This window comes from Flavobacteriaceae bacterium GSB9, assembly GCA_022749295.1.
Taxonomy (GTDB): Bacteria; Bacteroidota; Bacteroidia; order Flavobacteriales; family Flavobacteriaceae; genus Flavisericum.
On record CP062007.1, the window covers coordinates 155,104 to 169,242 of the forward strand.

Below are 14,139 nucleotides of genomic sequence, written 5' to 3' on the forward strand. Positions count from 1 at the left end.
GTTATTAACCTAGGTTTGCAAAAAGTTTTTGGTAAAAAGGGCCGAGCAAAGGGACTTCATTCATTTTTTTTGAAACGGCTCCCGAAAAACCATAAATAAAAAGAACCGCAAAAAACAGGTAAAATGCAGAAGTTACCATCCAGCTGTCAAAACTGCCAACAGGATAGCCTAAAGCCCAAAACGTAAGCCAAAGCCCGAGCGATTGCCTAATGTGAAAACTGGCAAATGCGCTTTTGTTTTTTTCTTCGTTATTTAAAAAATAGGCGATAATAACACCAATGATGGTGATGTAACTAATAATGGCATTCTTGCGTCCGCGTTCTATATCTGCTGTCATGTTTTAAGTGTTTAAAACCACTTGGTTGTTAGAAATAATACCGTAAACCTTACCTTTAAGTGTTTCGTTTTCAAAAATGGCATTCTTCGATTTAGAAACTATTTGGTTTTTGGTAAAGGTTGCTTTTTCATTTGGGTTGAAAAGTGTAAGGTTAGCTTTATTGCCAATATTGATAGTTGATTGTTCCATCCCAAAACGTGTTTTCCCTTTTGTTAGAAGGTCTATGGTTTTCTTTAATGTGAAAATTTGTTGAAGCGCACCAAATGCACTTTCAAGTCCGATAGTGCCATATTCAGCATGGTCGAATTCGATTTTTTTAAGCTCGACATCAACTGGGTTGTGGTCGCTGGTTATCATATCGATGGTGCCGTCCTTCACCCCCTCAATTAAAGCTTCCATATCGGTTTGTGTCCGCAATGGCGGCAACACCTTAAAATGCGTATTAAAATCACTTAAAACATCATCTGTAAAATACAGATTATGAATGGCGACGCTGCAGGTTACGTCCAGTTTTTTCTTTTTGGCCGCTCTAATCAAAGCAACAGATTTAGCCGTTGATATGGTTGGGATATGTAATTTTCCGCCGGTATATTCCAGTAAAAACAAATCACGCGCTACTTGCAGCTCTTCGGCCAAGGCGGGAATTCCTTTCAATCCTAATTTAGTGCTGTTTATATTTTCGTTTACAACACCTTTCCCTGCAATTTTATTTTCCTGCGGAAAGGAGCATACCAAACCGTTAAAATTACTCGCATATTGCAGGGCAATTTTCATGAGGTTTGGGTTGGATATAGGTTTTTTATAATCGTAAAACGCTACCGCTCCGGCCGATGTCATATCATAAAGTTCGGCTAGATCATTACCCAGACTGCCTATCGTTAAAGCGCCAATGGGCAATAGGTTTACGGCGTGGTTATTTGCTTTAGATTTTAAAAAGGTAATATCGGAATTCGAATCAATAACCGGTTTACTGTTTGCGTTAACGGCAACACTGGTAAAGCCGGAAAAAGCGGCTGTTTTCAGTCCGTTTTTAATGGTTTCACGTTCTTCAAAACCGGGTTCTCCAAAACTTACGCTACTATCAAACCAACCCTGCGAAATGTGCAGGTTTTCAAGATGGATTTCTCGATAGTTTTTGGTATTTTCAATGCTTTGGGCTATCTCTGTAATCGTGCCTTTTTCAATTAAAATATCTTGAGTAGAATTATGGAACTCGCTTTTAGAATCAATAATTGTGGCCGATTTTATAAGTATGTTCATTTAAAGAATTTTAAGATGAGCATTTCTATTAGCAGTAACGCTAGTGCAAAAATAACAAACCATTTCCATAGCGCATTAACTTTCGAGTCACTTTTTAAAGCATCGAAAGTTTTGGTAAAAGAATTGCTAACCGTTACATTTTTTAAAGCCGATAAATCTTTGTAGTTTAAATTACTTTCGTCCCTGTTGTAGTTATAGCTTAGGTTTTTTACGGTTTTGTTTTTATTTTTAACAGCGTATATTCCCGAAATATCTGGTGTTTCAGAAGTGTAAACAACTACTTTGTTATTAAAATATTGCTGTTTCGGAATAATATTTACTTCGTCTTTAATCAATGATAAAACAGCGTCTTGTTGCATTTGCGTTTCAATATCAAAAGTATTTTCGTTTCCAATGGTATAGTACAATTCTGGTGTTTTATGGCTCTGCCTACCGATGTTGTAAAGTGTGGGTACAATAAGCTGTGAGTTCTGAAAACTTGAATTTTCTTGATTTAGCGCCGAAGTGAATACATAAACATTTTGGCTTTGGACAAGAAAAGGCGCTCCATCCTCAAATTGAAGAACAGGAGCCATAGTGTTTAACGCAAGTTTGTAAAAACTGTTAACACTTGGGTATTGAAAGTTTTTTACTTGTTTTTCAAAAACCCCGTTTTTAAACAGCGGATGGCCATAATTTATGGTGGTTACACGTTTTTCGGTTGGATTTAATTCTGAAAAACGGTTGTTGTAATTGGCTAAAAATTGATTGTAAGATTCTGTGTTGATATTTTTTGAAGGAATAATAACGATGGCTCCATCTTGTTTGGCGAATTGCTGTAAAGCAACCGAAAGCGATAGGGGGATATCGTCTAACTCATTTAAAACGATGAGGTGTTGCGAATCGATAAGATTGAAATCGAGTTGGTTGACTTGCGTTGAAGAATAATTAAATTCATCATCGGTATAAAGGCGCTTTAAAAATGAATCGTCTGCTGCATTAATAGCCAAAACATTAATTTTTGGCGTTTTATTAATATTGAAAAATAATGTGTTATCGAATGGTAGGTTGGCATCGTTTATAGTTATTTTTCCATTAATGACCTCATTGGCGGGAATTGAAAATATGGTTTCTGCCCGTTTATTGATGCTAACCGATGTTTTAGCAATTAAGGTATCGTTATTAAATAGCGAAATAGGAAAGTTATCTATGGGAGTTCCACTATTTCTCAAAATAATGTTCAAGTCTATGCCATTGGCACCTTTTTTAGAAATAAAAGCACTATCGACCCAAATGTTGTTACGGTTTACTGGTTCGAGTTTCACAAGATTTAGTTGGGTTGTAGAATCTGGTTCTGGACGAAAATTGGCGTCTAATCCTTGAAAATCTGAAATGAGAACAATATTTTTTTCAATGCCATTTTTATTGCTAAACGCCGACTTACTTTTTAGTAGGGCAGCTTCCGTTGAAATAGTGTTGGCGCTATATTCCATTTGCAACAAATCATTTTTTATAGCCTTTATGGAAGTGTTTTTAAACCTGCTGTTATTGGTTATAATGGTTACGTTTTCGTCTTCAGGAATATTAGTAATCAAATCTTGAATGGCACGCTTAAACAAAACGCCCTGTTTACCTTTGGCCTGCATGCTAAACGAATTATCGAGATAGATAACCGTTTCCTTTTCTGTTTTAAAGCTGTTGTTTTTAGTGGTAAAAGGTTGTGCAAAAGCAAAAACAAGAGTTGCTAAAAGTAACATTCGGGTTAATAAAATCAGCCATTTTTTTATTTGCGAACTTTTACGGGTTTGCATGGTAGCTGCCTTTAAAAAGGCCACATTGGTAAAATCTACTTTTTGGAATTTCCGAAGTTGAAATAAATGAACAATAATAGGAATGAGCAGTAAAAAAAGCGCGTAAAGAAGTTCAGGGTGTTTAAACTGCATAGTGTTTTTTAATTATTCAAAACTACATATTTTATCTAATATAGCATGCTGTTTTGGTTGTAAGAACTTGTCTTTTATATCCATAATGCTTTGAATGTATAGAAAGTAACAGCTTTACAAATATTTTACTAACAAAAGAAAACATAATCTTCAACAGGATTAAGTTGTAAGGCATTTAAATAGGCCCGAATTTCTTTTTGCGCTTGTTTGTTGGCTACTGTAATAATGCTTTGCGAGTTTTTTATGCCCGATAATGTTTCAAAGGGTTGCATGGTTTTTCCGTAAATATCTTTCCCGATTTTTTTAGGGTTGTCGCAAATCCATTCAAAGTCAATGTTGCTATCAACTAAAGTTTTTGCTACAATTTTACCCTTTGCGCCAGCGCCCCAAACTACCAATACCTTTTGTGGGTTGTAATCGATATCTAAAAAATGATTGATCTTTAACGATGTAAAATGATTTTGGGCATAATGTACGTGCGTTCTAGAAGTTCGGGTGCTATAATCGCGCCATTGGTGCAATATTTCGTTACACGGAATGCATTTAAAACCGTTTTTGTAAAACCGAAACGTTAAATCGTAATCCTCGGGGTAAATATGTGGGTTAAACGCATCGCAGGCTAATAAATCTTCGCGATAAACCATCCAACATGGCGATGGTATAACACACTCTTTATAAATCTCATCGTAATTACTGCCTGATTTGGTGAGCCTGTTTAGCCAATCTTCGTAGCTTTTGTATCCCGGTTTTACGCCACCTTCTGCAAAATATTTAACCAAGCCCACGGCGACATGGTTTTTGCCGTACTGAAGTAGGTTTTTAGAAAGTGTTTCGATTTTATTGGGCATCATGATATCGTCGCTATCCATTCGGGTAATAAAGTCGCCCTCACTTTTAGAAAATGCTAATTGAAGGGCATCGATAATGCCATTTCCCGTGTTTTCAAAAAGTTTAATCCGTGCGTCGTTTTCCGCGAAAGCGTTAACTGTTTGGTAACTGTTGTCGGTAGAGTGGTCGTCAACCATTAACAATTCCCAATGGTCATAGGTTTGGTCGGTTACTGATTGGATGCATGCTTCCAAAAATTTATCCGTGTTCTTAAACGGAACTAAAATACTTACCAAGGGTTTTTGCATGTTGCGAATTTAACAAAACCTTAAGAATGGCGACCGTAACATAATGGTATTTTGCACGTCAATTAAAAAACTTTAAATCTTAATACATGAATTCTAAGACTATTATGGCTTTAATGGCCGGTGTTTTGTTGGCTAGTTGTGGTTCTGCAAACAAAACAGGAAACGATTTGGCAACAAATTTGCCCATTGAAGCAACTATAGATTTATCAAAAATTAATAACGACAAAGCCCCTGTAACCATTAATCCAGGGCGGTTTACTCAAAAAGTGGTAACCTATAGGCTGCCAAGGGTTATTCAAGGTACCTATTCGGTGAGTGATTTTGGAAAATACGTAGATGGTTTTAAGGCTTATGATTACTCTGGCAATGAAATGGAAGTAGCTAAAATAGATGCTAATTCATGGACCATTGCAAATGCCAAAAAACTAGATAAGGTAACTTATTTTGTTAACGACACCTATGATATTGAAGAAGAAGGCGGTATTGGTAAAGATCAACCGTTTTCGCCGGCAGGAACCAATATTGAACCCAAAAACTATGTGTTGAACCTACATGGTTTTGTTGGGTATTTCGATTCGCTTAAAAGCAACCAGTACAAACTGAATGTCACTGCAGATGCCGATTTTGTTCGTACTTCGGCATTGCAAAATATAGACTCTAAAACCAGTACAGATGGCCAATGGATAACCACAAGCTATTTGGCGCCACGTTACTTTGATATTACCGATAACCCTATGATGTACGGTAATTTAGATGTTGAAGAGTTCCAAGTAGGCGATATAAAAATTGTATTGAGCGTGTATTCGCCAAACCAAAAACATACTGCGGCATCGTTAAAAGAAACCGTTTTTAAAATGATGAAAGCCCAAAAAACCTATTTGGGCGATATTAACTCAACCGCTCGATATGATATTTATTTGTATCTGTCTGATGGTGCCGACGATTCGCCTAAAGGGTTTGGCGCTTTAGAACACCATACATCAACAGTAGTGGTTTTACCAGAGTCTATGGATGAAGACGCCTTGGCCGATGCCATGGTAGATGTGGTGTCGCATGAGTTTTTCCATATCGTTACACCGTTAAGTGTGCATTCTGAAGATGTCCACTATTTTGATTACAACAACCCAACCTTTTCAAAACATCTTTGGATGTACGAAGGGGTAACCGAATACTTTTCAACCTTGTTTCAAATAGACCAAGGTTTGGTGGATGAAAATAAATTTTATAACGAAATTTATAGTAAAATTCAGGCCTCAAAACAATTAAACGATGCGATGAGTTTCACCATAATGAGTGAAAATGTGTTGAAAACCCCCTATAAAGACCAGTACTTAAACGTGTATCAAAAAGGAGCTTTAATTGGCATGTGCATCGATATTTTAATGCGAGAGGAAAGCAATGGGCAGCGAGGTATTTTATCCTTGATGAAAGAACTTTCAAATAAATACGGTAAAAATAAGCCTTTTGATGATGATACGTTGATAGCTGAAATTACTGAAATGACCTATCCGTCCATAGGCGAATTTTTAAATACACATGTGGTTGGTGATTTACCAATAAACTATAACACGTTTTTCAAAAAAGTTGGTTTGGAGATTGGAACGGGAAAAGTTGAAACTAATTATATTGTTATGGATGGTGCCCCCATTGTTAGTGGAGATGGAAAAAAAGGAACTATATTTTTTACTGAAAAAGTATTGAAAAATAGTTTTTGGAAGGAGCAGGGTGTACAACCGAATGATATCATCAAAAGCATTGATGGTACCGAAGTAACCTTACAGAACGCTAACCAGGTGTTGCAGCAAGTGTTTTTATGGAAACCCGGTAGAGATATTGAGGTAAAGCTTGAGCGCGATGGGGAAGAAGTACTTATAAAAACCACAACAACCCAAGCTTACACTGAAGGGGAAAGGTTGATTGAAAATCCAGATGCCACAGAAGCACAAAAGGCCTTGCGTAAAGCTTGGTTAAAAGGGTAGTTATAATTTTAGAAAGATAAAAGCTGTCTGAAAGAAAGTTGTTAAGAGTGAAGCGAAGAAACTTTTAAATATTTTATTTTCAATATAATGAGGTTTCTCGATATTTACCGCAAACCATGTTTGCTCCTCTTAATATCAAATGCTCGAAATGACAAAGAGATTCTTTTTAGACAGCTTTTTTATACCCTATTAAGTTGAGCATTTTGAACCTAATGTTGAGTTTGACCGTCAGTTCGAGTGATTTTGAGGAACGAAAAATTGTATCGAGAACTTTTTGGTTATCAAAATCTTAATTCTCGACACAAATTTTTCTCATTGCAATCGAAAAATCATACTCTGGTATAGACAATCTTTTCAAAATTCACAACAGGTTATATCATTAAGATTTTAATAATCTAATTCTGAATTCGTAGAATTATCAGTAAGCGCATTTAAAAATGCGATAATATCTTGTTTTTCTTTTTCCGATAGGTTTAACGGGTCAGTTGGCAAGGTTTGGTTCTCCATTTCTATGCCCAAGCCCGCAGCGCCTCCAATATTGTAAAAATGTAATACTTCATCAAGCGTTTTATAAACACCATTGTGCATATAAGGTGCTGTGAGTTCAATATTTCTAACAGTTGGAGTTTTAAAGAAATACTTTTTTTCTTTGGTTTTAAACAAATTGTAGCGCCCTAAATCGTTATCAATTTCAGCATGAATGGTATCTGTAGTTTTTGGAATACCAATAAGCTCCATTTCCGATTCTTTAAAACGTGTAGGTACGGTGCCGTTAAATAGCGGTGCAAAATGACAAGTGGCGCATTTCGCTTTACCATTAAACAGGTTAAAGCCATTAATTTCAGATGCCGATAATGTGTTTTCTAGGTTGTTGATGTTTCGGTCGAATTTCGAATTAAAAGGCGTTAAACTTCTTATAAAACTGGCAATGGCATGCCTAATGTGATCTTGCTTTATGGAATCCTTAAAAGCGGTTTTAAAAGCCTCTGTGTATTTAGGGTTGTCTTTTAATACTTTTTCGAAAGTGTCTAAATCGCTATGGAATTCATTTTTGTTTTTAACAACCGAAACAATTTGTCCTTCTAAGCTGCCAGAGCGATTGTCGTAGAAAAAACCTTGTTGTAAACCAGCATACAGCAATGTCGGGCTGTTACGGGTTACACCTTTTGAGATTGTTAAACCATCGGTGTATCCCTTTTCGGGGATGTGGCACGTGGCACAGCTTATGGATTTTGAGGAAGATAAATCATTTTCAAAAAATAACATTTTTCCCAAAACCACTTTTTCTTCTGTTAAACTATCGTTGTAACCAGAAAAATGGTTTATGTTAAACGTTTGGTTTGAAAATAGTGAAGTGGCCTTGTTCTTAATCGCTTTTTCAAAAGGAAATGTAACTTTCCAATCGGTAACCGTTTGGTTCCAAAGCTCAAGGTTTTTATGCGTATGGTTTTTTATAAAGGCATAGCGGTCAAAATCCTTAAAATCGGCATTTAAATCGCGGTTGGCAGCTTCAAGGGCTTGTGTCCACTGCTTGTAAAGCGTACTGTTATTAAAAGAAGATTCATAAATATCCAAATAGGTTTTTAATGCCGAATATGTGGTTTGGGCTTCTTCTAGCGACTGTTCCAATACGGGAGAGTCAAAACCTGTAATGCCTGTTAAAGCCGTTCGTATAATTTGGTCCCTAACTATCCAAAGCACATGGTATGGTTTTATATAATTAAAATTGAGGTTTTCTTTTATTAGTTGAAGCCGCTGTAATGTTTTTTGCGCATGGTTTTTAATGCTCTTAAAATCTGGGTTTTCAACAAAAAGTTCTTCTTCCAAAACCTGAAAACCAGTTGGGTTATTAATTTTTATATCGGTGGCATCCTCTTCTTCCACCTTCAAAATGTTGGGTTGATTTAAAAACTTATAGTTTTCTGAATCTACAAAGGCCAAAATAGGCTCGGCCCTTTTAAAGTGTAACCGCGCACTTCGGTAATACTTTTCGCATGCTTTGGGTATGTCGCTATTTGATAGGCTGTCCAAATAAGTTATGGTTAGCCCTAGCACTCTAGAGAAAGCCTCTTGAAGCATTTTGTTTTCACTTGTTTGCTTACTTTGGTATGTTGATTGCTGCTCTTGTAAACAAGAACTTAATAACAATGAAAAGAGGCCTATGATAGCATAAGCCCCTTTTTTATAATTGAAATTCATAAGTTATTATCGGTTTAAACCTTTTATAACATAAAGCATGCTGCCTTCGTTTCTGTCTGTATTAGGGTTTGCTAAAGGGTCGGTAAATAATGGGTTTTCCCAACCGTGGTTTTGGGTAATTAACAAGAAGGTACGGTCTACATCAATCGTTTCAGAAATATCGATCATGCCAGTAATTTCCCAGTTTCTAGAAGTTGTGCCATAGCCCAATGATTCAGCGTATTCTTGGTTACACTCTAAAACGGTTTTAAGGTTTTTAGATGTAATGTTGTACTGGTACAATTGGGCGAAGTGACTCTTTTCTGGAGTATCGGGATATCCGTTTGGATCTTCTTGGATATACACATAGTTTTCGGTTACAACAATGTTGTCTGGACTGTGGAATGCCTTAGCTTTTCCATCTAAAATGTCGCCATCCAATACACAAGTTATTGTGCCGTTAAGTGGATTGTTTTTATCTAAAATAACATGGTAAATTCTTCCGTAAAATGTGCCTTTTCCTAACAAAGCATCCTTCTTTCTACCAGTAACGGCAAAAAAGAATTCTCTGTTGTTTTCTGCAGACCCTCGTCTCCAGTCGATATCCTCAACTCTCGAGAAGCCCATAATGCCTTTTGCTCTAGATTCAGCTTCAAGCTCGTCTAAAGTTCTTTCGTTGTATTCTTCAAATGCAATATCGTAAGTAACACCTTCCTGCATATCCATTTCATAGTTAATCCCCTCGGTTAAAACTTTTAAACCGTAAAGGTTTCCACCGTGCAAGTCACCTTGGTTGCCAACGTACATAGCTAATTGGCCAGAAGGTATTTCGTTATCGCTAGTATCGTCACCAACAAGCACAACGGTTTTTCCTGGGAATGCATTTTTATGCATCGCCACGGCATTTTCAACCGACCATTGTCCTAAAGCTGGAAGGGTTTCAGCAATTGAGGCATCGGCGCCATCTTTATATGGGTCTGTTACAAAAACCGCTTTAGAAGTACCGCCCCATTCACCTCCAGAAAGGTATAATGGACCAAAGCCATGCTCTTCTGGGGTTATCATGGAACCAGAGCATTGGGCGGTACGAGCTGTAGCTTCTGCATTTAATATATATTCTCCAGCAACGGGCTTGAAAGTTTCGTCTAAAGTGATTCTAGCTACAGAGTAATCAGCTTCAATATTGTTTATTAAAGTAAAAGTGCCGTCGTTATTTTTTAAAAGTCCAGCACCGTCAGCCATACTGCCATAAACAAAGTTAGGTGTAATAGGCAATTCGTCTTCTGAAGACAATAGTGTGGTTACGTGTAAGTTTTTAAACCCTGGCTTTAAATCAAGTAGGTTAGGAGTAACCGAGCGATTTTTTAATACAATAGTTTTTTTGCCCTTGTTGTTCCCATGCTCAACAAAGTCTTTCATATCGCAAGACGTCAAAGCAGCACATGCAAAAAAGCTTAGTAAAATTGATTTTTTCATTTTTAAGATAATTTTAGTGGATTAATAGTTGGTGTAAAATTACCTTGATAGCCTTGAAGCGAGGTTATGAAAACTTTGGCTTTGAATGAAGATTTTGTAAATGTAACGTTACTTATGTAAAGAAAAGCTTAACATTTAAACTCATTCTAATTAATGTAAGTACAATTTAAGAAGTCTGCGGTTGATTTGTATTCCAAATGAAGTTGAATGTTGTCATCTTGAGCGGCAAAGGTTTTAATTAGGTTTCGACTTCATTCAACCAGACATATAAATTGTTGGTAGTTTAAGGCCAATGGAAATATTTATATAGAACTCATGTTAATTAAAACTTTTCAAAAACTCCCAAACCAAAAAGGGCGAAGTCGTACTTTGCTGGGTCATTGGAGTCTAAGATTCTTAGTGCTGTATCCAATTCCAATAAAGCTTTGGTGTCATTTTGTTTTCTTTGCAGTAAGCCTAGTTTTCTAGCTACATTACCCGAGTGGACATCCAGAGGACAGGAAAGTTGGTTGGGCGATAAGGTTTTCCAAATGCCAAAATCTACGCCAGTATTGTTTGGGCGTACCATCCACCTTAAAAACATATTAATGCGTTTGGCTGCCGAATTTTTTAATGGATCGCTTACGTGTTTTTGCGTTCGCTTTAAATGGTCTATTTCAAAAAAAACAGATTTAAATTTTGAAATAGCGTGTTGAAGCGAATCTGCTTCGGCGTGTTTGGCAAATACCTGCTCTAAGCCTTGGTGGTGCTTATAAATATGATTTAAAGAGGTTATAAACTGAATGCAATCGACACCGTTAAACGTGCGGTGTACAAAGGGCAACAGTTGTTCTAAATCGGTATCTTGGTGATTTATTACAAAATCATGCGGGGCATGATCCAACAAAACCATGAGTTTTTTCGCGTTATTGATAATACTTTTTCGATTACCCCAAGCAATGGTAGCCGTTAAAAAACCAGCTATTTCGATGTCCTCTTTTTTTGAAAACTGATGTGGAATTTGAATCGGGTCGCTTTCAATAAAATCCGGGTTGTTGTAAGTTTCAACTTTAGCATCAAGGAATTCTTTTAATTCGGATGGATTTAGCTTCAAAGCAGTATTATTCATGGTTAAATATCTACCTCAAAAATACAATTTTTCTATTGGAGTAACCGAATATAATATCGATAAACGGTAAAAATATCGTTTAAACGGTAAAAAATCATTCAAAAGCCATACTGAAAATAACATTTATTACGTTATTTGATGAACTAAATTTTATGTTATGAGAAAATTAATAGTCCCCATTTTAGCCATTTTTCTTATGGGCTGCGAAGAAACTGAAGAAGCCACACAAAGTGTTGATTCAGCAGCAGCTTTAGAGGCGTTAACCGAATATGTTACAGTAAACAAAATATTTCAAGATGTTGGAAATAATAGTGGCGATGCCCTTTTAACGGCTGAAAATACTACCGGATCGCGATCGGCAAAATCTAAAAGTGAAGGGCCAACTATTACCGTGTCTCCAATGGATTTAACAACATTCCCTAAAACCACAACGATTGATTATGGTGCAGGTGTGTTGTGCAAGGATGGTGTTACTAGAAAAGGTATTGTGACCGCAGTGTCAACGGGATGGTACAGAGAAACAAACAGTGTGCACACCACTACGTTTGATAATTATTATCATGAAGACTTTAAAGTTGAAGGCAACCATGTGGTCACCAATCTGGGAGCTAATGCCGATGACCAATTGCAATACAGTGTGGTTATCGATAATGGAAAAATTATCATGCCAACTGGAGCAAGTATTAACTACACCGAAAATTCAACTAGAACTTGGGTGGCTGGAGCTGATACACCTTTCAATATTTGGGATGACGAATACAAACTGGATGGTTCGCAAACAGGAAAAAGTTCAAAAGGTGTACCTTATACCTTAACTATTGAAGAAGATTTACATGTTTTGTTACTGCCACGCGGTATAGAGGCAGGGATACTTGACGTAAGTGTTGGGAGCATCAACAATATAAAAATCAATTACTCGGCTTCTAACATTACTATTTTTGGAGAAACTTATCCGTTTGGAAATTAATCGTTAAAAATTAATTAAATAGATATAAGGTTTGTAGCGTTTACAATGTGCTGTAAACCTTTTTTATTTTGAAGGCTGGTCAGTAATAATTTTGCCATCAACCATAGTGAGTTTTCTATCGGCCATGTCGGCAAGCTCTTCGTTATGGGTCACAATAACAAAGGTTTGTCCAAACTCGTCACGCAGTTTAAAAAAGAGGTTGTGTAGGTTTTCGGCGCTTTCACTATCTAAATTCCCTGAAGGTTCATCGGCAAAAATTAAATCAGGATTGTTTATTAAAGCTCTGGCAACAGCTACACGTTGCTGTTCACCACCAGAAAGCTGACCAGGTTTATGGTCGTATCGCTGCGATAACCCTAAAAAATCCAACAACTCTTTAGCGCGCTTTTCGGCATTTGTTTTGTTAGTGCCTTTTATAAAAGCAGGTAAACAAACATTCTCCAATGCTGTAAATTCGGGTAGCAATTGATGGAACTGAAAAATAAAACCAATATGTTCATTTCTAAACTTAGCCAAGGCTTTATCCTTTAAAGCGCTAACATCGGTTCCGTTAATGTCCAGCTTGAAAGATGCTTTAGACGAGGCTTTGTCTAACGTGCCCAGAATTTGTAAAAGTGTTGTTTTTCCGGCACCAGAGGCGCCTACAACCGAAACGATTTCCCCTTTTTCAATATGGAGGTCAACACCCTTTAAAACGTGTAAATCACCGTAATATTTATGAATGTTTTTTGCTTGAATCATTGGTTGAAAAAAATCAGTGGTGAAATTACTATTTTATGTTTTCCTGTACAATTTCAAATGCCTTTTTTATTGTGGTATCCATTTTTAGGGCTATATTTATTTGAAAAATAAAATTTATGGGCCATGCCGTATAAGAGTTTTGAAGAATATAATTTAAAAGTTACCGACGACGTTAAGGCGAGATATGAACATATAATAAGCGATTTGGGAGAAAACCCTAGTCGCGAGGGCTTACTAAAAACCCCTGAGCGTGCCGCCAAGGCGATGCAGTTTTTAACCCAAGGGTATCATCAAGATCCAGTTGAAATATTAAAGGAAGCCATGTTTGAAGAGACTTACGACGAAATGGTCATTGTTAAGGATATAGAGTTGTATTCGCTCTGCGAGCACCATATTTTGCCATTTTTTGGAAAGGCTCACATCGCTTATATACCCAACGGACAAATTGTTGGGTTGAGCAAGTTGCCTCGTGTCGTTGACGTTTTTGCACGGCGATTACAGGTTCAGGAGCGTTTAACCGAACAGATTTTAGATTGTATAAACGACACCTTAAAACCTCAAGGCGTGGCGGTCGTTATTGAGGCATCGCACATGTGTATGATGATGCGTGGCGTTCAAAAGCAAAACTCGGTAACCACCACTTCGGGCTTTAGGGGACAGTTTGAAAAAAGTGAAACCAGAAATGAATTTTTAAAGCTCATCGGGAAGTAATTATGGTATATTTCTTGTTTTGTTTATAGAAGAAAACGTATGGCATGAATAAATACAAAGTATTAATAATAGGTGTCATTTTAGATGCCTTAGGTTATGTTTCTTTTTTTATACCTGGTGTGGGTGAGTTTTCAGATGTGGTTTGGGCGCCCGTTTCAGGTTGGTTAATGACCAAACTTTACAAAGGGAAACCCGGTAGAATTGCCGGAGTCATCGCTTTTGTAGAAGAGGCTTTGCCCGGATTAGATGTTATTCCAACCTTTACTTTAATGTGGTTGTACACCTATGTTTTTAATAAAAAAAAGGAATAATTGAAAAATGAGT

General features: G+C 36.8%; 12 protein-coding genes. 4 read left to right on the forward strand and 8 right to left on the reverse strand.

Annotated elements, in window-relative coordinates:
• Positions 1–4 precede the first annotated feature (4 nt).
• The 4 genes from GSB9_00151 to GSB9_00154 all read right to left on the reverse strand — a co-directional run bounded on the left by GSB9_00151 (position 5) and on the right by GSB9_00154 (position 4,655).
• A complete protein-coding gene (locus GSB9_00151) occupies positions 5–337 on the reverse strand; it encodes a hypothetical protein (GenBank protein ID UKM63608.1) in 333 nt (110 codons plus the stop codon).
• Positions 338–340: 3 nt separating this feature from the next.
• On the reverse strand, positions 341–1,597 hold the full coding sequence (locus GSB9_00152; GenBank protein UKM63609.1) for a dihydroorotase: 1,257 nt from the start codon (positions 1,595–1,597) through the stop codon (positions 341–343).
• Positions 1,594–3,519 (reverse strand): BatA and WFA domain-containing protein, encoded by a 1,926-nt coding sequence (locus GSB9_00153; GenBank protein ID UKM63610.1) that lies wholly within the window; start codon positions 3,517–3,519, stop codon positions 1,594–1,596. Before GSB9_00153 ends, GSB9_00152 begins: the two co-directional genes overlap by 4 nt.
• Positions 3,520–3,647: 128 nt before the next feature.
• The gene (locus GSB9_00154; protein ID UKM63611.1) at positions 3,648–4,655 is read right to left on the reverse strand and encodes a glycosyltransferase; all 1,008 of its coding nucleotides are present in this window, start codon (positions 4,653–4,655) and stop codon (positions 3,648–3,650) included.
• A gap of 86 nt (positions 4,656–4,741) precedes the next feature.
• Here GSB9_00154 and GSB9_00155 point away from each other — a divergent pair, with 86 nt between their 5' ends.
• Complete coding sequence (locus tag GSB9_00155; GenBank protein ID UKM63612.1) at positions 4,742–6,634, forward strand: peptidase M61; 1,893 nt, start codon at positions 4,742–4,744, stop codon at positions 6,632–6,634.
• Between the two features lie 387 nt (positions 6,635–7,021).
• On the opposite strand, the gene GSB9_00156 is transcribed toward GSB9_00155, so the two are convergent.
• The 3 genes from GSB9_00156 to GSB9_00158 form a co-directional block, all read right to left on the reverse strand.
• Positions 7,022–8,833, reverse strand: a complete 1,812-nt coding sequence (locus GSB9_00156; protein UKM63613.1) for a methylamine utilization protein — start codon at positions 8,831–8,833, stop codon at positions 7,022–7,024.
• A 6-nt stretch (positions 8,834–8,839) separates the two neighbouring features.
• A complete protein-coding gene (locus GSB9_00157) occupies positions 8,840–10,288 on the reverse strand; it encodes a PhoX family protein (GenBank protein UKM63614.1) in 1,449 nt (482 codons plus the stop codon).
• Positions 10,289–10,610: 322 nt separating this feature from the next.
• Positions 10,611–11,396, reverse strand: a complete 786-nt coding sequence (locus tag GSB9_00158) for a TIGR02757 family protein (GenBank protein ID UKM63615.1) — start codon at positions 11,394–11,396, stop codon at positions 10,611–10,613.
• Positions 11,397–11,553: 157 nt separating this feature from the next.
• On the opposite strand from GSB9_00158, the gene GSB9_00159 reads away from it, so the two are divergent.
• Complete coding sequence (locus tag GSB9_00159; protein ID UKM63616.1) at positions 11,554–12,363, forward strand: hypothetical protein; 810 nt, start codon at positions 11,554–11,556, stop codon at positions 12,361–12,363.
• A gap of 63 nt (positions 12,364–12,426) precedes the next feature.
• On the opposite strand, the gene GSB9_00160 is transcribed toward GSB9_00159, so the two are convergent.
• Positions 12,427–13,104 (reverse strand): ABC transporter ATP-binding protein, encoded by a 678-nt coding sequence (locus tag GSB9_00160; GenBank protein ID UKM63617.1) that lies wholly within the window; start codon positions 13,102–13,104, stop codon positions 12,427–12,429.
• Positions 13,105–13,227: 123 nt separating this feature from the next.
• Between GSB9_00160 and folE the strand changes: the two genes are divergently transcribed.
• Together folE and GSB9_00162 are read left to right on the forward strand one after the other, a co-directional pair.
• Positions 13,228–13,815 (forward strand): GTP cyclohydrolase I FolE, encoded by a 588-nt coding sequence (folE, locus tag GSB9_00161; protein UKM63618.1) that lies wholly within the window; start codon positions 13,228–13,230, stop codon positions 13,813–13,815.
• A gap of 44 nt (positions 13,816–13,859) precedes the next feature.
• On the forward strand, positions 13,860–14,126 hold the full coding sequence (locus GSB9_00162; GenBank protein UKM63619.1) for a hypothetical protein: 267 nt from the start codon (positions 13,860–13,862) through the stop codon (positions 14,124–14,126).
• The last annotated feature ends 13 nt before the right edge of the window (positions 14,127–14,139 follow it).

Excerpts from the sequence above, each read along its gene's own strand:
- GSB9_00154 (UKM63611.1), bottom strand. The coding sequence starts at position 4,655 with ATGCAAAAACCCTTGGTAAGTATTTTAGTTCCGTTTAAGAACACGGAT.
- GSB9_00162 (UKM63619.1), top strand. The coding sequence starts at position 13,860 with ATGAATAAATACAAAGTATTAATAATAGGTGTCATTTTAGATGCCTTA.
- GSB9_00160 (UKM63617.1), bottom strand. The coding sequence starts at position 13,104 with ATGATTCAAGCAAAAAACATTCATAAATATTACGGTGATTTACACGTT.
- folE (UKM63618.1), top strand. The coding sequence starts at position 13,228 with ATGCCGTATAAGAGTTTTGAAGAATATAATTTAAAAGTTACCGACGAC.
- GSB9_00155 (UKM63612.1), top strand. The coding sequence starts at position 4,742 with ATGAATTCTAAGACTATTATGGCTTTAATGGCCGGTGTTTTGTTGGCT.
- GSB9_00157 (UKM63614.1), bottom strand. The coding sequence starts at position 10,288 with ATGAAAAAATCAATTTTACTAAGCTTTTTTGCATGTGCTGCTTTGACG.
- GSB9_00152 (UKM63609.1), bottom strand. The coding sequence starts at position 1,597 with ATGAACATACTTATAAAATCGGCCACAATTATTGATTCTAAAAGCGAG.
- GSB9_00158 (UKM63615.1), bottom strand. The coding sequence starts at position 11,396 with ATGAATAATACTGCTTTGAAGCTAAATCCATCCGAATTAAAAGAATTC.
- GSB9_00156 (UKM63613.1), bottom strand. The coding sequence starts at position 8,833 with ATGAATTTCAATTATAAAAAAGGGGCTTATGCTATCATAGGCCTCTTT.
- GSB9_00153 (UKM63610.1), bottom strand. The coding sequence starts at position 3,519 with ATGCAGTTTAAACACCCTGAACTTCTTTACGCGCTTTTTTTACTGCTC.
- GSB9_00151 (UKM63608.1), bottom strand. The coding sequence starts at position 337 with ATGACAGCAGATATAGAACGCGGACGCAAGAATGCCATTATTAGTTAC.
- GSB9_00159 (UKM63616.1), top strand. The coding sequence starts at position 11,554 with ATGAGAAAATTAATAGTCCCCATTTTAGCCATTTTTCTTATGGGCTGC.